At 49.5% G+C, this 21,394-nt stretch carries 26 protein-coding genes; 22 read left to right on the top strand and 4 right to left on the bottom strand.

What is annotated here, in order from left to right:
- Positions 1-5: 5 nt before the first annotated feature.
- The 17 genes from AC04MQ_RS15805 (at position 6) to AC04MQ_RS15725 (ending at position 17,414) form a co-directional block, all read left to right on the top strand.
- On the top strand, positions 6-1,931 hold the full coding sequence (locus AC04MQ_RS15805; RefSeq protein WP_475392548.1) for a phage major capsid protein: 1,926 nt from the start codon (positions 6-8) through the stop codon (positions 1,929-1,931).
- A gap of 2 nt (positions 1,932-1,933) precedes the next feature.
- Positions 1,934-2,233 carry a head-tail joining protein gene (locus tag AC04MQ_RS15800; protein WP_475392547.1) on the top strand — a complete coding sequence of 100 codons (300 nt, stop codon included), beginning with the start codon at positions 1,934-1,936 and terminating at the stop codon, positions 2,231-2,233.
- Positions 2,234-2,236: 3 nt separating this feature from the next.
- The gene (locus tag AC04MQ_RS15795) at positions 2,237-2,659 is read left to right on the top strand and encodes a hypothetical protein (RefSeq protein WP_475392546.1); all 423 of its coding nucleotides are present in this window, start codon (positions 2,237-2,239) and stop codon (positions 2,657-2,659) included.
- A 3-nt stretch (positions 2,660-2,662) separates the two neighbouring features.
- On the top strand, positions 2,663-3,829 hold the full coding sequence (locus AC04MQ_RS15790) for a phage tail tube protein (protein WP_475392545.1): 1,167 nt from the start codon (positions 2,663-2,665) through the stop codon (positions 3,827-3,829).
- A 35-nt stretch (positions 3,830-3,864) separates the two neighbouring features.
- Positions 3,865-4,266, top strand: a complete 402-nt coding sequence (locus AC04MQ_RS15785) for a hypothetical protein (protein WP_475392544.1) — start codon at positions 3,865-3,867, stop codon at positions 4,264-4,266.
- 86 nt (positions 4,267-4,352) lie between these two features.
- Entirely contained in the window at positions 4,353-4,709 is a 357-nt protein-coding gene (locus AC04MQ_RS15780) for a hypothetical protein (RefSeq protein ID WP_475392543.1), read from the top strand.
- Positions 4,675-6,846: a hypothetical protein gene (locus AC04MQ_RS15775; protein ID WP_475392542.1), complete on the top strand. Its 2,172-nt coding sequence runs from the start codon at positions 4,675-4,677 to the stop codon at positions 6,844-6,846. The genes AC04MQ_RS15780 and AC04MQ_RS15775 overlap by 35 nt, the downstream gene beginning before the upstream one ends.
- The gene (locus AC04MQ_RS15770; protein ID WP_475392541.1) at positions 6,843-7,901 is read left to right on the top strand and encodes a hypothetical protein; all 1,059 of its coding nucleotides are present in this window, start codon (positions 6,843-6,845) and stop codon (positions 7,899-7,901) included. Before AC04MQ_RS15775 ends, AC04MQ_RS15770 begins: the two co-directional genes overlap by 4 nt.
- Positions 7,901-8,305 carry a hypothetical protein gene (locus AC04MQ_RS15765; RefSeq protein WP_475392540.1) on the top strand — a complete coding sequence of 135 codons (405 nt, stop codon included), beginning with the start codon at positions 7,901-7,903 and terminating at the stop codon, positions 8,303-8,305. The genes AC04MQ_RS15770 and AC04MQ_RS15765 overlap by 1 nt, the downstream gene beginning before the upstream one ends.
- A complete protein-coding gene (locus AC04MQ_RS15760; protein ID WP_475392539.1) occupies positions 8,302-9,576 on the top strand; it encodes a hypothetical protein in 1,275 nt (424 codons plus the stop codon). Before AC04MQ_RS15765 ends, AC04MQ_RS15760 begins: the two co-directional genes overlap by 4 nt.
- Positions 9,573-11,453, top strand: coding sequence for a phage tail protein (locus AC04MQ_RS15755; RefSeq protein WP_475392538.1), 1,881 nt, complete (start codon positions 9,573-9,575; stop codon positions 11,451-11,453). The genes AC04MQ_RS15760 and AC04MQ_RS15755 overlap by 4 nt, the downstream gene beginning before the upstream one ends.
- A gap of 8 nt (positions 11,454-11,461) precedes the next feature.
- A complete protein-coding gene (locus AC04MQ_RS15750) occupies positions 11,462-11,719 on the top strand; it encodes a hypothetical protein (RefSeq protein WP_475392537.1) in 258 nt (85 codons plus the stop codon).
- A gap of 13 nt (positions 11,720-11,732) precedes the next feature.
- Positions 11,733-11,996 (top strand): hypothetical protein, encoded by a 264-nt coding sequence (locus tag AC04MQ_RS15745; protein ID WP_475392536.1) that lies wholly within the window; start codon positions 11,733-11,735, stop codon positions 11,994-11,996.
- Positions 11,997-11,999: 3 nt separating this feature from the next.
- Complete coding sequence (locus tag AC04MQ_RS15740; protein WP_475392535.1) at positions 12,000-12,362, top strand: hypothetical protein; 363 nt, start codon at positions 12,000-12,002, stop codon at positions 12,360-12,362.
- Positions 12,363-12,653: 291 nt separating this feature from the next.
- Positions 12,654-16,313 (top strand): hypothetical protein, encoded by a 3,660-nt coding sequence (locus AC04MQ_RS15735; RefSeq protein WP_475392534.1) that lies wholly within the window; start codon positions 12,654-12,656, stop codon positions 16,311-16,313.
- An 8-nt stretch (positions 16,314-16,321) separates the two neighbouring features.
- Entirely contained in the window at positions 16,322-16,843 is a 522-nt protein-coding gene (locus AC04MQ_RS15730) for a hypothetical protein (protein ID WP_475392533.1), read from the top strand.
- A gap of 10 nt (positions 16,844-16,853) precedes the next feature.
- The gene (locus AC04MQ_RS15725; protein WP_475392532.1) at positions 16,854-17,414 is read left to right on the top strand and encodes a phage tail protein; all 561 of its coding nucleotides are present in this window, start codon (positions 16,854-16,856) and stop codon (positions 17,412-17,414) included.
- Here the strand turns inward: AC04MQ_RS15725 and AC04MQ_RS15720 are convergent.
- From AC04MQ_RS15720 to AC04MQ_RS15710, 3 genes are all read right to left on the bottom strand, one after another.
- The gene (locus tag AC04MQ_RS15720) at positions 17,411-17,749 is read right to left on the bottom strand and encodes a hypothetical protein (protein WP_475392531.1); all 339 of its coding nucleotides are present in this window, start codon (positions 17,747-17,749) and stop codon (positions 17,411-17,413) included. The two genes, AC04MQ_RS15725 and AC04MQ_RS15720, sit on opposite strands and share 4 nt — an antisense overlap.
- 44 nt (positions 17,750-17,793) lie before the next feature.
- Positions 17,794-18,000, bottom strand: coding sequence for a helix-turn-helix domain-containing protein (locus AC04MQ_RS15715; protein ID WP_475392633.1), 207 nt, complete (start codon positions 17,998-18,000; stop codon positions 17,794-17,796).
- A gap of 212 nt (positions 18,001-18,212) precedes the next feature.
- On the bottom strand, positions 18,213-18,389 hold the full coding sequence (locus AC04MQ_RS15710; RefSeq protein WP_475392530.1) for a type II toxin-antitoxin system HicA family toxin: 177 nt from the start codon (positions 18,387-18,389) through the stop codon (positions 18,213-18,215).
- Positions 18,390-18,608: 219 nt separating this feature from the next.
- Here AC04MQ_RS15710 and AC04MQ_RS15705 point away from each other — a divergent pair, with 219 nt between their 5' ends.
- Positions 18,609-18,800 carry a hypothetical protein gene (locus tag AC04MQ_RS15705; protein WP_475392529.1) on the top strand — a complete coding sequence of 64 codons (192 nt, stop codon included), beginning with the start codon at positions 18,609-18,611 and terminating at the stop codon, positions 18,798-18,800.
- Here AC04MQ_RS15705 and AC04MQ_RS15700 read toward each other — a convergent pair.
- Positions 18,797-19,285, bottom strand: a complete 489-nt coding sequence (locus AC04MQ_RS15700; protein WP_475392528.1) for a hypothetical protein — start codon at positions 19,283-19,285, stop codon at positions 18,797-18,799. The two genes, AC04MQ_RS15705 and AC04MQ_RS15700, sit on opposite strands and share 4 nt — an antisense overlap.
- A 105-nt stretch (positions 19,286-19,390) precedes the next feature.
- On the opposite strand from AC04MQ_RS15700, the gene AC04MQ_RS15695 reads away from it, so the two are divergent.
- The 4 genes from AC04MQ_RS15695 (at position 19,391) to AC04MQ_RS15680 (ending at position 21,369) form a co-directional block, all read left to right on the top strand.
- Positions 19,391-19,627, top strand: coding sequence for a hypothetical protein (locus tag AC04MQ_RS15695; protein ID WP_475392527.1), 237 nt, complete (start codon positions 19,391-19,393; stop codon positions 19,625-19,627).
- Between the two features lie 167 nt (positions 19,628-19,794).
- A complete protein-coding gene (locus AC04MQ_RS15690) occupies positions 19,795-20,136 on the top strand; it encodes a hypothetical protein (protein WP_475392526.1) in 342 nt (113 codons plus the stop codon).
- Complete coding sequence (locus AC04MQ_RS15685; protein ID WP_475392525.1) at positions 20,133-20,459, top strand: helix-turn-helix domain-containing protein; 327 nt, start codon at positions 20,133-20,135, stop codon at positions 20,457-20,459. Before AC04MQ_RS15690 ends, AC04MQ_RS15685 begins: the two co-directional genes overlap by 4 nt.
- 127 nt (positions 20,460-20,586) lie before the next feature.
- Positions 20,587-21,369 carry a prohibitin family protein gene (locus tag AC04MQ_RS15680; RefSeq protein ID WP_475392524.1) on the top strand — a complete coding sequence of 261 codons (783 nt, stop codon included), beginning with the start codon at positions 20,587-20,589 and terminating at the stop codon, positions 21,367-21,369.
- Positions 21,370-21,394 lie beyond the last annotated feature (25 nt).

Below are 21,394 nucleotides of genomic sequence, written 5' to 3'. Positions count from 1 at the left end.
GATCCATGGGTATCACCAGAAATCAAATTAAGAAAAGAACCATCGAAGGTCAGATTCTGACTCGCGCTGCGACTGAGGGTGGAGATGATAACAAGATTGATATCGTCTTTTCCACTGGCCAGAAAGGACTTCGTTCTGACTGGAGTGAAACGTACTACGAAGAGCTGGAGATCTCAGAGGAAGCATGTGATCTATCCAGAATGAACGCCGGTGCGCCTTTCATGATTCAGCATGCGAACTCTGTGTGGACGGTTCTCGGAGTTGTTGAGCGGGCTTGGATCGAAGATGGAAAAGCCATGGCGACGATCAGATTCTCTAAGAGATCAGATCTAAAGGAGATCGTCCAGGACATCAAAGACGGCATTCTACGAAATGTTTCCGTTGGATATCGAGTCCTCGAGTTCATGGATAAGACAATCAAGGGGGATAAATACAGAACCCTTCGTGCGGTTAAGTGGGTTCCGTTTGAAGCCTCCTCTGTTGCGGTAGGGTTCGATACGGACGCTCAGACAGTGCGGTCCGATGACTCCCTAAATGAAGTTGTTATCAATGAGCAGGAGCCTGAAACCACGGAAGAAGGCAAGCCGGACCAGGTCGACTCGGCTGTTCCTGTTTCTGAAAGTCAGGAGACAAATTCTCCTAGTGTAGAAGGTGATGCGGTTGAGGGGGCTGAGCCCACTTCAACGCCGGAAGCTGACCCGGTTGAGGCGGAAAGATGCGATGGAATTAGGTTGGCTGTTCGAACAGCTGGACTTGAGGACTCAGTATCAGAAGACCTGATCAAGCGTGGTCTGCCGCTGGATCAGGCATCTGTTGAAATTTTTAGAATCGTCGAGGCCAAGGGCACCGATGCAAATAAAACCAAAGTAAAGGAACAAACGATGAAGCTGCGTGACAAGGTGATCGAAGCCCTGGTGTACAGATCAAACCCAATGGTCTTCAAATGCTCTGAAGAAAATGAGCTGAAAGGCAGAAGCCTGATTGCTCTGTTCCAAGAGTTGTTGCCTGCAAATCCAAAGGAAAAAGATAACGAATATGCACAGCGTGCAATCGTTTCTACTGACATTACAAGTGTCTTGCTGGATGCCGCCAACAAAATTGTTGACGAATATGAATTCAGCCAAGACTACGCCTACAAGAAGTTGGCGAAGCCGATGACGATGAACGACTTCAAGGAAGCCAACATCATTGACTTGTCAGGTTACGCTTTGGGTTCCCCTGATGAAGAGGGTGGCGAATATCCGAAAGCCGACCTGAACGATTCGAAAGAGAAAATGGCTTTGCGCCAGCGCGGTGTTTTGCTGATTATCTCTCTAAAGTCGATCATCAATGACGACCTTGGAATGCTGGGTTCTCTTCCAGAGCTTGCGCAAAATGCTGGTTTCGACGACGTTGAGACAGCCTTCTTTGGAGTTATCAACTCTAACCCGGTGCTTGCGGACACCAAAACGCTGTTCCATGCCGACCACAAAAACTATATTGCGGACGGCACAGGTATGGACGTTGAGACGATGGATCGCGCTGAGCAATTGCTGGCGAGTCAGACCAAGCTTGGGAAAAAGCTCAAGCTGAAACCTAAGTTCATCCTGTGTTCGCCGAAGTATCAATTGGCGGCACGCCGCTTGGTGGGGGCACAGGTCTCCAGCAAAGTTGAGGACTTTAACCCGTATGCTCAGGGGCAAGTTGAAGTGATCGTTTCCAGTGAATTGACAGATGTTGATTCATTCTATGTGTTCGCTGATCCGAAGCGTTGCGCTGCAATTGCCACAGGAACTATGGAAGGCATGGAGCTACCACGTGTGTCCTCTAAGGAAGAGTTCAATTCTTCCAACTTCAAAATGAAAGTAGAGTACCACAACAACGCGGGTGCCGCTGGCGCTTGTGGAGTGGTAAAAGTTAAGATTGTAGAGCCTGCTCCTGAAGGCGGCTAATCGTGGATTTCAATGCGCTCTCTGATTTGGTCAATGGGGTTTCTCAGGGCTATTTCGGAGAGCCGGCGATCTACATCCGAGGAACAGAGGAGACGGTCATAAAGGCCGTCTTCGACGAGTCCTGGATTGAGTCTGGTGGCGTCGCAACAAAGGGGCTTACCTGCGAGGTTCTTTCTTCTGATATTCCCCTGGGGGAGCCCAAGAAGGGTGACCAGGTCAGAAGAGGAACAAAGACCTATAAGGTGAATCCGCCGCAAGGGGATGCCGCCGGCAAAATTCACATCTTGATTTTAAAGGAATAGAGCATGCCAGCTCCAAAGCGCCAACAGATCCGAGAGGCTTTGCGGGACATGCTTATTAATCAGACGGATGCAGGTGCCAACGTCTATCCCAATCGGGTCTCTGCTTTCTGGAAGTCAGAGTTGCCCAGTGTTTCGATATTTTTCCGCGAAGAAGAAGGGACTCCTCGGAATCTCAGCGGCAAAGATTATATCCGAAAAGGCCAGATCTCCATCGAAGTTCATTGTCAGGCCAGTGAAGAATTAGACGACTCGATGGATAAGATTGCCGGCCAAATTGAACAAAAAATTTTTGGTGATGTTTCTCTCCTGGGACAGGTTTATGGGACCGTTTATCAGAACTCCAGTTTTGAGTTTTCAGGGGAGGGTGTCGACGTGATCGGCGTCACCAGTATGAGTTTTGAAATTACTTACAAAAATGAGGTTTAAACCATGGGTGAAGTAGTACGAAAGAATCAATCCTGGGCTGTGGAGATTGAAGCAACACAAGGTGTTTATGCTGCGCCCGCGGCGGCTAGTTCCTTTGTGCAAACGAAAACAGATGGCTCAGAGATGAGTCGTTCCAAGGAGCAATTGGAACGGGACATCTTTACTTCATCTATTGGTAAGACCGCGCCACGCACTGGTCAGTTCTCTGTGTCCGGTGCGATGGCAGTTGAGGCACGCGCCCACTCCTCCCAGGGCGACGCTCCTGAATATGATGCGCTAATGAGGTCTGCTCTTGGGGCCCGTCGTCAGCTTTTGGCGGAGGTTGCAACTGGTGTGGGGAACACGGGAAGCCTACTTCAGGTCGCCGGTGCTGATGAGAAATTTGCGTTTGGTGACATTTTGCTGATCAAGGTAGCAGGAGCGTTTCATGTATCCCCAGTGAAGGCTGTGACTGAGGATACTGTAGAGTTGTTGATTCCTGCCGCAGCGGCGTTCCCGGACAATGTTGTGATTGCGAAGCATACAACCTACTGTGTTGCGGATGCTGGCCATCCGAGCTTGTCCATTTCGCGTTACCTGGAAGGGGCAGTTCAGCAGAGGGGAATCGGCTGCAAAGTCACAAGTTTGGCCTTGGAAAACTTCGCTACCGGTCAAATGGCTGCCTTCAATTTTGGATTTGAAGGCCTGGATTTTGATCAAATTATTTTGGCTCCTCCGTTCGCGCCAGAATACGACGGGCAGGTTCCGCCACTCATTCTCGATGCAAAAGTTTTTATGGACGGTACTGCTGTTGACGTGAATGATCTGTCCTTCTCGCTGGAAAATACTCTTGGATTTAAAACCTCCGTATCTGCAAAGAACGGCCGTGTTTCGAGCCGTCCAACTGAAAGAACGATCAGTGGTTCCTTCAACCCTTATATGGATTCAGCATCCAATGCGACGTTCCTTAAGTACAAGCAAAACACGCCGTTCAGTTTGTTCGGATATGCGAAGCTTCCGAGTGAAACGCCAGGCGAATTTGGCGGCATTGTTGCGGTGTATATGCCCAACTGCCTGATTACGGAGCTCGCCGAGAGTGACCAAGATGGCATCATGCAAGATGCGATCACGTTCTCCGCGAACCGCGGGAACTCCGGAACAACTCCGGAAATCTTCATTGGAATTATTTAACGGGGGCTTCGGCCCCTTTTGCTTTTGAGGTTTGCATGGCAGCAAAGGTTTATAGAGTTACGGACAAAATCTCCATCAAGATCGGTGACATCGTTGCGATCATTTCGCCCATGAGTTTCGAGGTTAAAAGCGAGATTCAGGCAAAGATGCTGGAAGGCCAGAAAGCCAATGACATTGTGAAGTTGAACGACGCAATGCTGCTGGCGCTGCGAAAGTGTCTGAAGGGAATTGAAGGCCTGGTCGATGCCGACGAAAAGCCTTATGAGCTCCAATTCAAGGATGGAATGGTAGCTGAGTCCTGTCTGGATGATCTGACAAACTTACAGTTTAGCCCGGAACTTTTGAAGGTTTGTGCTGAATTCGTCAATGCTGTTCCGAAGACCTTCAATATTCCTGGTGTGGAGATCATCGAAAAAAAGACGAATCCGGGGGAGTAGCCCCGGATTTAAACATTCTGCTGCAGCTGATCTACTACGAGATCTCCCGACTGAGCTCATTGTCAGTTGAGGAGTATGTCGGAATTGTGGCGTCCTTTCACCTACTCGATGAAGTTGAAGTGGACATGAGCCGCTATTCCAAAGAGCAGATCGAGCAGATGCGAAAGGCTGAGAAGGTCAACCCGGTCAAGACTGTGGGTCTGATTTTTACTGTTCCTTTCCGGGAATTCAAGTGCGCGGCATTTGACTACTATTGCACCTTGTTCGGTCCGTACGACCGGTACGGTGTCCTGCCATTTCCGGGTTCGTTCTGCGATCAGCCAGCCAAAATAGTTGAAGTTTTCAACACACTCCGAGCACTCACCACAGAGATGCGAGAGCGAGAGCGAAAGAAGGAGCTGAAGAAAAATGGCACAGGACGACAGCGTAAAGGTCAGTCTTGAGATCGCCACCCAGGCGGCCGAGATTGCCTTAAAAAACCTGAAGAAAACCACGGAAGAAAATAATAGCTTTTGGAATGTATTCAAAGGGAACTTCGCCGCCGGCTTGGCAGTGGATTCTCTAAAGACTGCTTATGCTAATATTACCGGCTTTGTGAGTTCGGTGATCGATGAGGCAGCAAAGGCAGAGCAGTCAGTCCGTAATATGAACGTGGCTTTAGAAAGTGCTGGGCTATATTCAGACGGTGCGAGCCGGGAACTACAGGCTTTTGCTGATGAACTTGAAAGAACAACTGCCTTCAGTGGTGATGCCGCGGAGGCTTCTATTGCACTTTTTGCAAATCTGACCACGCTTTCAAAAGATGGAATCAAAGAAGCCACGACGGCCGCCGCGGATCTCGCTGCTACCTTGAACATGGATATGGGGGCGGCTTCGGATATGCTTGCCAAAGCCATCAATGGGAATGTCTTGGCCTTTAAGAAAATGGGCATTGAAATTGAAAAAGGACAGACAGATTCTGAAAATCTGGCCAATGTTTTGAAAGCTCTGGGCAGTCAGCAAGGTGCGGCCGCCAAACAAAGTCAGACGTTCACCGGTAGTCTTGCTAAGTTGGATAACCAGAAAGGTAAACTGTTAGAGTCTGTCGGAAATCTCATTACCAAAAATCCTTTGGTCAACGCCACGATGGTAACACTGACTAATACAGCTGCCTCACTCGCGACCTCGATCGCAGACAATGAAGAAGAGATCACTATTTTTGCGCAGTCACTCTTGGCTGGAACGGCAATTGTTGCTGGCGCCGCGATCGCTATTAAGCTTTATGCTGTGGCAGTGGGCACCGCAACAGGTGCAACGGCTCTGTTGGGGGCGGCGGCTTCGGCAGCATGGACTGCGATCACTGGTCCTATTGGGCTCGCTGTGATCGCCATAGGGACTCTTACTGGGGCAATCTACGCCACCGTTAAATATTGGGACGACATAAAAATAAAAACGTTGGAAGCCACGGCCGCTGTTCTGGAGTATGCCGCCAAAGCTGCTGACGCATTTGGAAGCGATAAAGCCGCTGGGATTAAGGCGGAGGCCGATGCACTTCGGGATAAGGCCGATGCCATTCGTATCGCACAGGCCGCGGAAATTGAAGCACAGAATGCTGCCTCAGTGCAGTCGAGTGAGACTGATGACAAGAATGAGGCTGATCGACTGGCACGCGAGCAGGAAGAGCTTAGGGCTGCTAACGCTGAAAAGCTTGAAGAGAACAGGGCTTATAAAGAAAATCTCCGTCTGCAGGAGGCTGATCATCAGCTGAAGCTGCAGGAAGAGGCTGCTGTTCACGAACAGGCTATGTTCGATCTGTCTGGGAAGTTCGAGGCGGACCGCCTGGCGAAAGAGTTGGCTGCGCAGGAGCAAAGAATTCTTGCGCGACAAAACTATGAAATGAATGAGCTTGCTGCGAAGGCAGAGGCGGAAAGACAAAAGGCCCTTCTTGTTGAGGATTCTTTGAAGCGTGAGCAGGCCCTTCTGGAGGCCAATAACAAAGCCTCTCTGGATAAGGCGAAGCTTCAGAGTAAGCATGAACTTGAACTGATCTCACAAAAAAACAAGGCCGAACAGACGTTGGAAAGACAGCGCATCAACAATAAGGCGCAGACATTCAGCACGATTATGTCCCTTCAGAGCAGCAGCAACAAGGAGTTGGCTGCCATTGGGAAGGCTTTTGCGCTGTACGATATCGCTGTTAATACCGCCCAGGGGGTTATGAAAGCGTGGGCGTTAGGGCCGATTATTGGGCCGCCGGCCGCCGCCCTAGTGGCAGCTGCTGGGGCTGGTCAGGCTGCCGCAGTGACCGGGCTCAAATTTGCCTCTGGGGGGATTGTTCCTGGAAGCAGCTTCTCCGGCGACCGCATTACTGCGAATGTGAACTCCCGGGAGATGGTTTTGAATGTGGCTCAGCAGAAACGGCTCTTCGAGCTCGCTAATGGGCGCCAGGACAACGCAAACAGTGAGGCCGCCTCAGTGACCAACTATCTTTTATCTGAGCTCCTGACTGCCGTAAAGTCGGCTCAGAGCATACAAATAGACGGTCGCGAGATCATTTCTGTCGTTCGAAGTGGATTGCAGTCGGGAAGGAGTCTTGCTTGAGACTGATTTCATATATCTATTCTCAGCTTTCTGAGGTTGGTATTTCCGCCAGCAGTGAGAGTCCGAATTATCGCGCTACGAACATCAAGCACGAGCACAGGTCCAAAGAGTGGCGGAGCTCTGGTTCATTTGAGATCGATGCGGCAAACAATACGTTGTTGTTTGCCGGTGGAGATTCGGTCGCATTGGATGCCGGCGTTTATGATTCTGCAGAATTAGTTGAGCACATAAATGTGAAGCTTGGTTTGGCTGGAAAGAATCTGCAGCTTTCGTATTCAGAGAGCTCCGGTTTTTGGAGCATGCTGAATGCGGATGCGTTGACCGTTCTGGGTACGAGTTCTTTGCTTCCGGTTTTGGGATTTGCGGCCGTTGACTACGATGAAGAGGATGTCGAAGGAGCCCTGCCGGCAATTCACACGCGAGAGTTTCTGGCGATCGATCTCAAGACCACAGAAGAAATTGACAGCATTGTCCTGTTGTGGGGGAAGGGGAAAAATCGTCTGAGTTCGAATGCGGAAGTTGTTGTCCAGGCGAGTGCGACGGCGAGCTTTGAGGGTTCGATTTTCAGTATGCCGGTCGCCGTCGATAACAGACGAGACATGGCTTCACTCTTCCTAGCGGATCCGGTTTCTTACCGTTTTTGGCGGGTGCTCATCAAAGATCCAAATAATCAGAATTTGTATGTAAATCTGGGTGTTGTTGTTCTGGGGAATAGCACGAAGTTGGATCCGGACAATGGTTTCGAGTTCGTGGACGAGGATGGTTCTGAAATCACGAGAACCCAGTTTGGCCATGAGTATTCCGATGAGTTTCCAATTATGAGCAAGCTGGATTTTAACTTATCATTGATGCCTTATGGAGAGGCGATTCAACTGGCCGAAATCTTTCAGCGAGTGGGCACAAGTCGTCCGGTATTCATCTGCATGGATCCCGATGAAATTGTTTTTGATTCACACCAGTTCAGCATCTATGGGAAGTTTGGAAGTTCCCTTCCGCTACGCCATAAATTCTACGACATTTTTGACACAGGCTTATCTGTCCGTGAGGTGAACTGATGAAGCTCCTGGTGAATGAGTTGGTGTCTGAAATCAGGCAGTCAATCTCAGGCGACAAAATCTCATTAGTAGAGAGTGTCCGTTTGCACCTGTACAAGCATGGAGCGCCGGTCGGACGCCTTTTTCTGGACATCAGGAAGGGGCGGCAAACGGTTGCTTCGTCAGGTCCTGTGGAGATATCGGACATAAGCGGTGCGCCTTATTTTCATGGGCAGATCTTGTTTGAGATTCAGGCTCATTTAAAGGCGGGAACCCCTTATGACTTGGTGCTTCGCCATGAGGACTATGTCTTTGGCGAGGATGCTTACGTTGGATGGTGCCTGGACTTTGACTTCAGGACTTATCCGAGGATTGGAAAATTTGCCCATGACTATGAGGTCTGGGCTCTTAAAAGGTCTAGGTGACGATGCGGATTTTAGATTTTGCGGACGGCTTTGAATCACTTCATGAGCCTCTGTTGGGAACTATTTCCGCGAATAACTTGTTCCGGTTCGCGAGTGATGCCACATACCTGGCGTACAAAGGGCAGCCTGCCACGGCAGGTGATCTATATTTCAACACCACATTGAATCATGTTCGCTGGTTTGACGGCACATCGTGGGTATCTGGTTTGTTCCAGGACGAGTCGGGCAACGTTGTCGTGGTCGGCGATCTGACTATTATGGGAACCACAACCACTATCAGCACTGAAAATCTGGTGGTGACTGATAAGAACATCACAGTAAATAAGAACGGAACTGATCTGACCGCCCAAGGTGCGGGCCTAACGGTTGAGCGTGAAGGCATTTATGGATCCTTTGTGTATGATTCCGGATCCACTTCGAAATGGAAAGCCGGGAATCAGGGGGCAGAGGCTGAAGTTGTCACGGTGTCGCATGCTCAAACACTGAGCAATAAGACGCTTGATAATCCAACAATTAACAATCCCGTAGGTATCAACAAAGCAAATGTCGGCCTCGCGAATGTCGACAACACTTCTGACGAAGCAAAAAATTCTGCGGCTGTCAGTCTGTCAAATAAGACATTTTCTAATAAGACGATCTTTAGTGCCGAAATTGTTGGTGCCTCTTCTGAAGACGATACGGACGGAGAGAATGCTACAGCGGCGGCCCCCACCACATTGGTTCGTTTCTTAACTGGCTCCATAACTAATCTTGCGGGAATCGCCGGAGTGACGGGGATTCAGCCTGCTATCCTGGTAAATGAAACAGGTGAAGATATCACCGTTTTGAATCTGAGCGACGACGCAGAGGAAAGTCATAAAATTTTTACTGGCTTGGATGCGGATCTGAAGTTCAAAGCCGGAGCCAGTTTGTGGTTGGTCTATGATCCGACGGCCTTCAAATGGCGAGTTGTCGGCGGGACGGGTGGTGGTGGTGAGTTTAATAAGATCGTTGCGAAGACGGCTTCCGGTGACATCGCAGCGGACGAAGACTGCGTTCTCATCGACGCTTCCAGTGGAAACTTAGTTTTGACTTTGCCTGCTTTGAAAATGAAGCAGGTGCACACGTTTATTCGGATTGATGATACGACAAACACGGTGACAATTCAAAGGGCTGGTGCAGATCAAATCCTCAGTGAAGAAGGTTTGAAAAACAACATCACTCTTCCTTATCAAGGAAATTCCTTCAAGCTAGTCGGTATTGCTGCCGGCAAATGGGGTAGATTCTCATGAAGCATTTATTTCTATTCTTAATTCTTTTTCACTATACGATCGCAAACGCGGGATTCCTCGGGCGTGGGGGTGATGGGGGGCAGTTCTTTGAGATTTTGAGGGCGCAGGTGCCATACAGCCAGCTTACAAAATTGGGAGATAAGAAGTACCTGCTTGAAACCGGCAATCATAATGTTCTGAAAAATGCTGACTTTCAAGGAAGTCCTGTTGGTGATGGGTGGAATGTAAATACAGCGAACCTGGATAACGTCGCTTTCGATGAAACGATGAAGTTCAATGGCACTGGTTCATTCCAGGTGGATTTGAAAGTCGGGAACTACACGGATTTGGAGATCCTTTCCCAGTCATATTCCGCCACGGACTATCAGTTGACTGGTGCGAACCTTGAGTTCTTTATCCGAATCGCAAAGAGCATTCTGGATCCGGCCGTCAATTTGAAGTGGTGCTTTTACGCTGATACGGTTCAAAAGGCTTGCGTGGTGATCTCGAGCACGCCAGCGTCCACAAGCTTCCAGGAGTTCTGGAGTGTGGTGGGTGCAGAAGTTGATGCGTCCACTGTTTATAAAGTTGCACTGCTTGCCACATACAACGTTCCGAGTGGGCAGGTTGGGGTTTTGAATTTTTCAACCGCATACCTCGGCCCGGTTCGTCGCGTAGGTATGCGAGTACCGCCTACTCAGTTTACGGCGCAGGTCGCCGCGGCAGGTACGATAACAAGGCAAACAGGATCAACGTGGCTTTCGGGATGTGTTTATACTTCATCCACATTTATGAGATGCACCTATGTAACAGGATTTGCAACACAGGCACCAAATTGCGAAGTTACTGTAACGGATTCTGGTACTTCTTTGCAGGCACCATTTAAGAATGAAACATCAACTCATGTGGATGTTTATTTTAGAAAAGCAAGTGATTCTACCGCCAACAATTCATCATTCTCCATTTCCTGCACGAAGGCAGGTGTAGATGAGGCGCAAGCTGTTGTCGACCAGGCTAACGGTGCCGATCTATTGGGAACTCACTTCTATACTGGTGATGCGCAGTGCCCGATCAATTCCGTCGAGGGTGGATCTACGATCAGCCGGACGTCATATCCGGCGCTTTTCGCGAAGTGGGGAACAACTTACGGCGCTGGCGATGGCTCCACAACATTTGGGGTAGCCAAAACTAACGGGATTTATATTCGAGGCATGGGCTCTCAGACAATCAGCTCTGTGACTTATACAGCTTCGACGCGTGGTCAGCTCAGAACTGATGCCATGCAACCGATCACAGGCGGATTCAACAACCTTCACGGGAACGGTATCGTAGGTTTGGCAAGGTCAGGCGCATCGTATTCAGGTGCGTTCTACCAGGGATCTTCACCGGGCTCATGGTCCATGTCCGGCGGTAACGTCACAGGATATGGTTTGGGATTCGACTCGTCCCTTGTGACCAGAACTGACTCGACAACCCACGGTGCTGATATCGCGTTGCGATCATGCTTCTGGGCTGTAAGTAATCCGTTCCTACCAATTGCGGGGAGTGTGACTTCGACCAGTCCTACCGGCACATGGGAAGAATGGGCGGTCTTTGGAGGCGGCGGAACAGCTGGATCTTGCAATAGTTCTCCATGTACCGTGCTTGAGCAATCAACACCGGGCCTCATGTCAATGACGAGAAGCGCCTCCGGCCAGTATCAACTTGTTCACGGTATGGGGGCAGGCACCTTTTGCGTTGGGCCGGGTACTGCACCCGATTCAACCAACGGGATGTCTATGGTTTCTGTGTACGGAGGGACAAGTACGACTTGGAACGTAGGCGCATATAAGCCATACGGAACCGAAGGCGCCTTTGATATCGCAAACATCCACATGGTCTGCAGAAAGAAAAAATAGGAGATGGCATGAACAAAGTTGGATCTGAAATCTTAAGCTTTGGGAAAACAGTGGCTCTTATTGCGGTGACCATGGCTTTTGCGGTTACTCAACTCGAAAGCAAGCTGGAGAGATTTGAGCGTAAGTTCGACAGCATGACCCAGTCGATTACAGAACTCAATGTTTCCCTGAAGGATCTTACCAAAAAGATCGACGACGGGGAGAAGCGCTTTACGACAATCGAAGCGGAACTAAAGAAAATCAAAGCCCATGTGGGCATAAAATAACAGGGAGGTTATTTTGAAAAAGATCGTAGGATACGAAGCGGCAGTTGGCGGTGATGGCGGTAAGGTTGCAGCGCAACTGGGGGTTTCTGGCCAGAACCTGAAGGCGGAAGTTTCCGTTGAATACCCGATTGTTAAAGTCGTTGAGCCAGCAACGAAGGCCCTCGACAGTGCCTTGGATAAGCTTGAAAAAGCAATTCCTGGTGACTGGGATAAGCCGCTGATCGAGAAGGTCAAGGCTGAGTATAAAGAAGAGCTTGTGAAGCTCTTGGCAGAGTAAGTCGTGGCAGTCTCCGGAAAGTACGACTTCAAAGGGATTAAGCGCATGGGTGCTGCGGGTCTCCGCGGCGCCCTGGCGGCATCCCCATATACGGCATGGATCACTAGACTTGGATCTTTGACGGATCTTTTGCTCGAGTTCATTGCCAATTGGTTTGCGAACCGAGGGCTCATCCTCTTCAACATCGGTGCATTTTATGTCAATGGGGAGCTGGATCAGAATGCCCTGGACAATGCCATCGATGCCGGCCTGAAGAAAGTTGAAACCACACCGAATCTGACACCTGAACAGATCAAGGAGATTGACGATGCTGTTATCAAAGCCGCTGATAAAGCTTTGCCTTACGGTAAGCGCCCTAGGCCTTAGCGCCTGTCAGTCTTTTCAGATTGCAGATATCGGTCCCATGGTAACGTTGCCGGGGTCGGGCGATTGCTACCAGGTGACAGTCTTGACTCACAAAAAAACGAGAATCCCAAAAACCCAGTGTGATGAGATTAAGAAGCGCGGGATTGTGCTGACGTCAGAAGACTGGAAAAAGCAAAGGATCTCTATTCAGAGGAACTGTCAGATGGCTCAATGTAAACAGCTTGTCGGCGCGTTTGATGATCTGTTCTTGGCCATTGATAGTGCACTTCAAAAAATGCCATAGGTGAGATCGTGAACACGTATCAAGAGTTTCAAAATGCAGCATCTTCAGAGAAGGTGACGCTCGCCATTCTTTCGGGCAGTAAGAGATTGAGTGGGTTCTCACTGGTAGGGGCGAACTATGAGCTTGGGAACTTCGATGTTGCTGTCCTTTTGTCGATTACGATCAACGGTGCCGAACTTGTTTCAAAGGCGTCGGCCGCGGATCTGACTGAAAACTCGTACTTTAACGATCGCAAAAATAGGAAACTTCTTATAAAGGTGCCAGAAGGCACAACCCCGAATCGATCTTTTGTTCGGGCAACAATGAAATTCTTCTTCAGTGACAAAGGAATTTCTTTGCCATGGGATCTGCAGGAAGGATTCGAGGTCTACTTCGAACCTCAAATCAAGTCCACTTCGCATTTCGGTGTGGAGTTGGATGTGACCAACGAAGAGACTTCTGCGATTGAAGGTTCAGGTTCCGTGACCTTCCATAACGATTCCGACTTCTGGCAGAAGAACTTTGACTCAATCTATTTTGAAAACCAAATCGGGGAGATTTATTCCTGGAATCCGAATCTGACGGCCTCTCAGGCTAAGCTTCTTTTTCGCGGATATATCGACTCAAAAGACTATTCCTCGCGCGATATCAAGGCATCCATGAAGGACTTGCTTTACAATCTGCGCTCTACCTTCACTCTGCAAAGTGTTGGGGATCTGGGCATGCGAAGTGACCCGGCTCTTGCCAGTGCGAAACAAAGAATCATCTACGGCCGACTTCAGGGGTTCCGGCCTGTGAACCTGGACAAGGTCCTGAATAAGTCCTATCCACTTTCGGGAGAAGCTACGTTCTTTTTTAATTCAACCACCGTGATCGGGGCGGGTAGCCAGTATCAAAAGGAAGTTGTACCGAACGATAAGATTGTTGTAGCAGGGGTGGAATACACGGTGGCGAAGGTTCCTTCTGATAGCCTCCTGGAGCTTACACAGGCCTTTGCCGGCGTTAATATGACCCGACGAATAGAAGTGGTGCCATCGGTCAATAAGAGCTTTATAAACCGCTTATGGCTGCTATCTGGGCACGCATTGAGCCAGCCGGTGTTTCGTCTTCAGCAGGGAACCACGACCCAACGGTTGGTCCTGGACACCACGAAGGACATCAGTGACGGCGACGATCTATGGATTGGTGAGTATCCGGAAGGGGAGCTCGTACGGGTCCGCCAGGTGGTGAACGGGAACACCGTGACCTTGGCCACATCAACTCAGATCGTTTATCCCGTAGACACAGTTGTGCACCGCCCTTGTGTTCAGAATGTGCGGATGAATGATCTTAAATTGACCTACAAGGCCGACTACGACTGTGACCCTATGTCAGGCCGCCTAATCCTCAGCGAGCAGGCTGAAGCCAACAGGGCGCCTTTGCTGGAATCCCCAGAGCGAATTACGGTGAACACCGGCGACACGTTCATGCAGGGTGATGGGGCCAGCTTCTCCTCGTACTTGAAGGCCGGCTACAAAGTTAGGCCTCAAGGGACTACTGACTTCTACCAGGTTCTGTCCGTGGAAAACAACAAGATCCATTTGACCAGGCCTTACCTTGGGGACTCTATCGCCGGTGGTGGATCCCTGCCGCAATTGATGGCTGTAGGGGGGTTGGCTCATTATCGTGAAAAGTATCAACTTCGCGGGGCACCGGTTACTCAAAATCTGCATGGTAAGTTCTTTCGGATATATGACTCCAAAGGATCTGTTGCAATCTGGTTTGATATAGGAAACGTTGGAGTTGATGAGCCGGAACACGGTTGTGATCGGTCTATTGAAATCACCACCCTAGTCGCCGGCGACTCCCAGTATGTTTTTGTTCAAAAGGTTAAACAGAAATTGGAGCTGGATGCCGAAGAGGAGTTTGTGTGCTCGATCATCGGGGACATCCTCACTATTCAAAGCACCAGTATTGGTGTGCGGCCGCCGGCAAAGCCAGCTGATGATATCGGGTTTACAGTTCAGAACTTATCCCGGGCAAAGCAGCGTATGAAGGTGACCGGTGATGTGGCAGACAGTCTAGATGGGCAGTTTGTGGTTGTCCACGATGGTGCCGGTACCGTTGCAGTTTGGTTTGACATCGATGACTCGGGAACGTTGGAGCCAAGCCACGGCTGTGATCGGGCCATTGAGGTGAGCACTGTCATCACAGACGATGACTCTGAGGCTGTTCGGGATTGCATCATGGATGCATTGGCGGCTGATGGGGCTTGGACAGTTTCTGCAGTGGGCACGGATGGGCTTCTACTGGAAGGGGAAATGGTTTCCGTATCCATTGGTGCTATCAGTGATGGCCAGTCTTTGACCCGGATTCAAGACGGGAAATGCCTTTATGATTTGCATAACAAATACTTCGTGCTGCCTTACCGGGAAGGAGTAAGCAAGACACGTCTTTTCTTCTTTGATATCGGCGACGAGGGCGCGTCTGCGCCACTGGTCGGTGCGGATACTTACCAGGAGATTAGCGGGATCCTCCCCGGCGACAGTGAAGAGACATTCTTTGAGTCACTTGCGGCCGCCATCGAAGACGACAGCACGCGCTGGACGGCAGACTTCTCCCCATCAGGAGTTTTGATCACCTCGGAGGTAGAGGACTCGGTGGGAACTCAGATCGATTTGGGAACCGCTGGACTTGTGATTGAGGTCACCCAAGAGGGCGTGGCTGTTAATCCGTTTGCCGGCAAAATCCTTCAGTACAAAAGCTTTGTTTTCGGTGACTCAGATGTCTTGAGTTGCGATGTATACGGCAAGACGTTGGATGGAACAATCACCGGCGCCCTGTTGACGCGGGCTCCGGAGATTGTTCGGGATATTCTGGAGGGGGCGGGATCCGCTGGACATATTGACTACGACAGTTTTGCGGCCGCATCCGAGGTCTTCGCAGAAGAGTTGGCCCTTTCGATTCCAGAGACCTTCTCTGATAAGGCAGCGTCACTTTCTTATCGAGAGGTGATCAACAGAATCAACAGCTCTGTGTTGGGAGTGCTGACTCAAAGTAATGATTTCAAGCTGCAATATTCAAAGCTTAAGCCAAGCGCCAAAGTCGTATTGCGTCTGGATGAGTCTGACATCTTGGATTTTTCTGTCGATTCATCCAATACGAACATGATCCGCACGGCCGTTGTGGAGTATGCCGAACGCGAGTATGACTATCTGACAAAGGGACCACTGAATTCTTCTGCCAGCAGAGAATCCGAAGTGGCGCAGTACATTCTGAACACTCAGAAGAGTAAGACTGTGGCCACCTATTGTCAGAACATCAGGGATGCTGAGCGCCTGGCGAAGCGCTGGGTCTTTATCCTGGAGAAGGCAGAGAATCGCATTACGATTTCAACGAAGCTTCAGGCGGCACAGCTGCAAGTTAATGACGTGATTCTTGTGAGTCACCCGAAGCTGTATCAGCGAATGGGTGGTGAATCTAAGGTCAAAATCATGATGGTTGAAGCAGTCGGTAAGAGAGGCAATGGGGTGGAAATCACAGCCATCGATCTATCGAATGCATTCAACCGGGTCGCAAAATACACAGACACAAAACAGAACTGGGATGGCGCTTCAGACGAAACTCGCTTGTTGGGCGGGTTTTATAAGGATAACGAAGGCCTGATCAATGGTGAATCAGGTTCGTTCGATACGAATCTGTATTGGTAGGAGATGCAATGGCGTGGCAGGAGATAACGGATTCTGAAATTGAAACGGGCCAACCGGTATCCAGTGAAACTGCTCAGAAGGTGAAGCAGAATTTGGAGTTGTTGGAGGAGCGCACTACTGCAATGGAGGGCGGGTCCGCGACTGTCTATCCGGCGATGATTCTGAGGGTTGATGGCACCTATGGGGAACCTGGTGATTTGGCGATCCCAGCTGTTGGAGCTTTGAAGACTACGACGAACTTCAATTTTATAGTTACTGGTATTCGGTTGATCATCGACAAGGCCGGGACCTCGGGAACCACAGAAATTGACTTGAAGGTGAAGAGGGCGACTGCGCCTGGATATTCGAGTGTGTTCACCACAAAACCGAGTGTTCTGTCTACTGCCGGGGATGATGCTTCATCTACAAATGCTGAGTTGGATCCGGTTATTAGTCAGATTCAAGCTGGGGATATTATTCGACTCGACATTCTTCAGGCGCAGATGCGTGGAGTTGGATTCATGGTCCGCATTGACTACGTGAAGACGTAAGGGAGTAAGCATGGATGTGAGCGTAACAATTAGATCGAGCCTGCCGGCAGGGACAAGAGTTGGTTACGGTGGCGGCGTCGTTCCATTCGGTTTTCTGAAAGAGGAGGGACAGCTTCTTCAGGTGAGTGTGTATCCGCGTCTCTTTGAAGCGATCGGTTACACATGGGGTGGCGAGGGGCCGAATTTCCGTCTGCCAGATTCACGAAGCAGGGGGGATATTGGTTCGGGGCAGGGTACGGGGCTGAGCAATAGAACGCTCGGGCAATACGGCGGGGAGGAAACGCATCAGCTGACTGAGGCGGAGATGCCGAGTCACACCCACACCCAGAATCCTCATAGTCACGTTCAAGATGCTCACTCCCACTCAACAACCATGCGTGAAGTAAGCCTGCAGTTGGGGAGTGGAGCTATTGTTGGTGACATTCTTAGGGGAGATAGTGGTGCTCGAGGCAGTACCAATGCGCAGCCAGCAATTGCTAATGCGACGGCCACGAATCAAAACGCTGGTGGAAATGGCCATCACAACAATATGCAGCCTTACCTGGTTGCTACAAAGATGATCAAATTCTAGAGTTTTTCGAGGGTGTGGGTGCAAGCCGCCCCCTCGAAAGTCATTTGGTCGCCGCTTGTAGTTACAAAGAAATTATTTTCCCAATCTGGGGATCCAGAAAGAAAACGTTTCACTTGAATACTGAAGCCATGAGTTAGGCCAGGAGTGGTTTTAATTTCTGCGACATACTTTTTTCCATCTTGATTCAGGACCAAGTATTCTTTTTCAAGCTCTAAAGTTGTGGCCGGGATAGTGCAGGATGATTCTACCACTTCATATGTTGTGGTGTCGGAATCTTGGCTGCATGCGTTTAATGTTAGAGCTAGGAAAGAAAAGAAGATAGTTTGAGCTTTCATAAGCACTCCAGTCTTTTTACGTTTCGGGTTGGCGCAAATAAACTTTAGGATGTTTTCTGTATTATTGTCAGCACCGGCTCAGTCTCAGCATCCATCACCTTCAAGATAGAAAAGAACTTTTCGACTGAGGGCTGGGATAGGCCCTTAGCATATCTCTCATAGCCGGTCGGGGAGGTTTGACCCATGCGTCTTGCTACCTCGGATGCGCTAAGGCCAATAGCCAGCCTTCTGCGTTCAAGGATGAAGGACATGAGAGTCTTAGTGTCCGGAGCATCGACAATGAAAGAATACGGCCCGACAGGAATCACTGTTACTTCAAAGCCTTCTTTGTTGACCATGGTTTCCACGACATCCTTCGCCATTGCGTAAGCCTCTGCCTTTGTGGCGCCCTGGGTATCTAGATCCAAGAGCGGTATTTCTACCGCCCACCATTTTCCTTCTTTCTTTAAATTCCCTGCTACTCTCATTTTGCACCTGCCATTTTCTTTAGAATCTTTTTTGCCAACATCTCGTTTATTTCTTTGTGTCGAGGTATCGGCTCCGTGATTGTTCCGTTCGTCCAGACCTCGTGGTTTCCGCCTTCCCTTAGCTTCCACCATCCGAGGCCCCTTGCTTTTCGTTCTAGATCACGCTTTTTCATATAATCATAGTAACACATATACGTGGTAAGTCCACACAAATATGTGGTAGGTGGTCAAAATGAGACATTGTTTAATTTGAAAGTGGCAGGCGGTTTATTTCGAGTTGAGGGATTGCTCGTATCGTGGTGGAGGACAAGAGGTCTAGTGTGCGGACAAAATGGCTGATCTCAACGGGTTCTTGTTGATAATCTAAAGCGAGTTTGCAAAAGGTTGACCGCTTGCCTGATAAGACACTGACGATAGTCGGGGATCTGATAAGAAAAATTAACGAGTTGGGCGATGATGACCTGAATGATCTTCTGTTGCACTTCGAAGTGGCGAAGGTGGCTGTCGTAGAAGAGCTTGAGCGTCGCGAAAACTGTCCCCGCCGGACTGAACTTAAGCTGGTTGTGTCGAATTCCGAGGACTAGTTGGCTGAGTTGCGGCTCTTTTTAGGTGTCGGTTTTACTAAGGTCTTTAATTGCAATTCTCTGCGTAGGGAGTTGAAGTATACGCTGCTCTGAGTGGACAGCATTCTGAGGATGTCGGCTGGGATTTTGTGTGCGCAGGCCAGAACCTCGATGTCACCATCAGTGAGTTGACTTTGTTTTGGGGCTTCTTCGAGAGCTTCCAGCACAAGGGCTTTGATGTCGGCGCCAGTGAGCTCTGAAATGCTTTGTGGCGGCGTGGGCAAGTCGCCGGAGATCGGGCGATAGAACTCAAAAGTCTCGACCTTGAAAGTGTCCTCAAGAATTTTTCTGAACTCAGTATCTGGCTCTCGATAGCCAGCGGAATACTTCTTCAGCGAACCCAGGGCGATGCCTGTTTCTGCGGCGCAGTCTGCTAAATCCCACCCTTTGAGGGCTAATAGACGCTTGAAGTTATATTGAAAAATTCCAAATTTTTCTTTTTTCATTTTGCCTCTGTAATCAACAGGATACGCTCATACGGAGACCTGAGAGATTACGAAATGGTAACTGATCGTTGACAAAAGTTTCCGATATGGATACTTTTGTGATCAATGAAGATACGACGTGTGAACCAGCAGTTACTGAGACTTCTGATTTTTCAAGCAGGTGGATACAAGGCCGCTGCGGAAAAAACGGGCGTAAGCAAAACACTCCTTTCCGGGCTTGTGAATGGTACTTACAAGCGCGACGTAAAGGAGAAAACTCGCATCGAGATCTGTTTAGGATTCGGTGCCGAGGAAGACAAACTTTTCGCACCCATTGCAGTGGGTGGGGAGAAGGCTTCCTAAGGTTTGACAGAGCTCTTACTTTGCAGAGTAAGGGCTGGATCAAGTTCTAGGGGAACTTCACAGGGAAACAAATAGCACAACTGAATGCAGTTTAGGTGGTGATTCGTGTTTAGTCGCCGGTGCCTTGTATTGTTTTTACGGTTGTTGATTTTTTTTACGGAGGGTTCGTGCGCGGGAAAGTCGTTCTGATATGCAAAAAGAATCAGGTTAATCACGAGGTCGAGATCGATCAGCCTCGGCAGTACAAAACCAACGATGCTAAATCTGAGCGCAGGCTGTGGTATGTGATTCTGACCGTGACGAAGGCTGATCGCAGTATGCAGCACTACGGCTTCATAGACATCAATTCGCAGGGGCAGTTTGTTGGGTACTCGGTGTTCGATGAGATATCAGGCATGGAGCTTCATGTTGATCCTGGCACATTCTCGGAGTCTTTCACGTCATTCATCGCAGAATGCGTAGAGGTCGCTATCCAACACCCGTCATATCTAAAGGCGGTGGGTCTATGAGTCGCCAAAGGAATCTTCTTGCTGACCTTCTGAAGAAAAAGAGAGTGGCGGCCGGTCTTTCGCAAAGAGATGTCGCTGACAAGCTTGGGTATGATACCCCGCAATTTATTTCAAATTGGGAGCGGGGTTTATCTCACCCGCCGGTGAAGTCTCTTAAGAAGTTGGGTGACCTTTACAATATGGATCCCGAGTTGATCTTTGAAGCGACTCTCAATCAAGCAGTTCAGGAGTTGACCACAGATATGCGTCGCAAGTTTGCCGAGGCCACGACGTGGAAACAGACGTCATTCCCGGGGGTGCGCGTTCAGAGAAGTATTCAATAGGGGGCAGAATGGGACCTTTTGTCGCTATCGCATTCTTTATTCTTGTCGGGTTTCTGAGTCATTTAATTCTGAAGGCCTATATTTTCAAAAAGCAGAATCAACAAAACAACCCAGGAAAGGGGAGCGAATGAAGCATCTATTGTTAGTATTGGCAGCATTGAGTCTGTCTGCTTGTGGAGTCGAGCAGGTGGATACCGGCTATCGTGGTATCGAAACCAAGTATGGTGAGATCCAAGGGGAGCCACTTCCGGAGGGGCTTTACTTCTACAATCCACTCTCATCGAGCATCTTTGAGTATTCGGTGCGTGAGGAAAAGGTCGAAGGCACGACGTCAGTCTTTACTGCAGACACGCAGCGTGCGGATGTCGCGTTTGCGCTCACCTGGTACCCAGAGCCGACCAAAGTTCATCAGCTTTACAAGGCTTTTGGCAGTAAGGGCGATGTTGAGGAGAAGGTTGTTGTTCCAACTGGTTTGGGTAGTTTGAAGGATGCCATCGGTCAGATTAAAGCTGATGACCTGGTCTCCAAGAGAGATGTTGCAACCAAGTTGGCTCTCCAGCAGATCCGTGAATCTTTGATGAGTCGTAATATTGTCGTTACGGATCTTCAGTTCACCAACATTGATTTTGACGATGCCTATGAGCAGGCCGTCGTCGCAAAGGTTGTTGCCATTCAGAAGGCACAAGAAGCGAAAAACCAAACGGTCCAGGTTGAGGAAACTGCGAAGCAGACTGTGTTGACGGCGAAGGCTGCAGCGGAGGCGATGCGAATCAAGTCCCAGGCGCTTTCGCAGAACAAGGGTCTAGTTGCCTATGAAATGGTGCAAAAGTGGGATGGCGCGCTTCCGCAGTACATGTTTGGCGAGTCTATTCCAATGATCGACTTCAAGAGCCTTCAGAAGGCACAGTAGTCTTATCCCCGCTTCGGCGGGGATC

It is taken from the genome of Bdellovibrio sp. MYbb2 (assembly GCF_056175685.1).
The sequence above is the reverse complement of the archived record's forward strand: the minus strand, read 5'-3'. Positions and strand labels throughout refer to the sequence as shown.

Bases quoted from the DNA above. Each gene is read 5' to 3' on its own strand.
- AC04MQ_RS15710 (WP_475392530.1), bottom strand. From the start codon at position 18,389: ATGAAAAAGCGTGATCTAGAACGAAAAGCAAGGGGCCTCGGATGGTGG.
- AC04MQ_RS15680 (WP_475392524.1), top strand. From the start codon at position 20,587: ATGAAGCATCTATTGTTAGTATTGGCAGCATTGAGTCTGTCTGCTTGT.
- AC04MQ_RS15715 (WP_475392633.1), bottom strand. From the start codon at position 18,000: ATGTCCTTCATCCTTGAACGCAGAAGGCTGGCTATTGGCCTTAGCGCA.
- AC04MQ_RS15765 (WP_475392540.1), top strand. From the start codon at position 7,901: ATGAAGCTCCTGGTGAATGAGTTGGTGTCTGAAATCAGGCAGTCAATC.
- AC04MQ_RS15790 (WP_475392545.1), top strand. From the start codon at position 2,663: ATGGGTGAAGTAGTACGAAAGAATCAATCCTGGGCTGTGGAGATTGAA.
- AC04MQ_RS15785 (WP_475392544.1), top strand. From the start codon at position 3,865: ATGGCAGCAAAGGTTTATAGAGTTACGGACAAAATCTCCATCAAGATC.
- AC04MQ_RS15730 (WP_475392533.1), top strand. From the start codon at position 16,322: ATGGCGTGGCAGGAGATAACGGATTCTGAAATTGAAACGGGCCAACCG.
- AC04MQ_RS15805 (WP_475392548.1), top strand. From the start codon at position 6: ATGGGTATCACCAGAAATCAAATTAAGAAAAGAACCATCGAAGGTCAG.
- AC04MQ_RS15720 (WP_475392531.1), bottom strand. From the start codon at position 17,749: ATGAAAGCTCAAACTATCTTCTTTTCTTTCCTAGCTCTAACATTAAAC.
- AC04MQ_RS15795 (WP_475392546.1), top strand. From the start codon at position 2,237: ATGCCAGCTCCAAAGCGCCAACAGATCCGAGAGGCTTTGCGGGACATG.
- AC04MQ_RS15700 (WP_475392528.1), bottom strand. From the start codon at position 19,285: ATGAAAAAAGAAAAATTTGGAATTTTTCAATATAACTTCAAGCGTCTA.
- AC04MQ_RS15695 (WP_475392527.1), top strand. From the start codon at position 19,391: ATGAAGATACGACGTGTGAACCAGCAGTTACTGAGACTTCTGATTTTT.
- AC04MQ_RS15750 (WP_475392537.1), top strand. From the start codon at position 11,462: ATGAACAAAGTTGGATCTGAAATCTTAAGCTTTGGGAAAACAGTGGCT.
- AC04MQ_RS15775 (WP_475392542.1), top strand. From the start codon at position 4,675: ATGGCACAGGACGACAGCGTAAAGGTCAGTCTTGAGATCGCCACCCAG.
- AC04MQ_RS15725 (WP_475392532.1), top strand. From the start codon at position 16,854: ATGGATGTGAGCGTAACAATTAGATCGAGCCTGCCGGCAGGGACAAGA.
- AC04MQ_RS15685 (WP_475392525.1), top strand. From the start codon at position 20,133: ATGAGTCGCCAAAGGAATCTTCTTGCTGACCTTCTGAAGAAAAAGAGA.
- AC04MQ_RS15755 (WP_475392538.1), top strand. From the start codon at position 9,573: ATGAAGCATTTATTTCTATTCTTAATTCTTTTTCACTATACGATCGCA.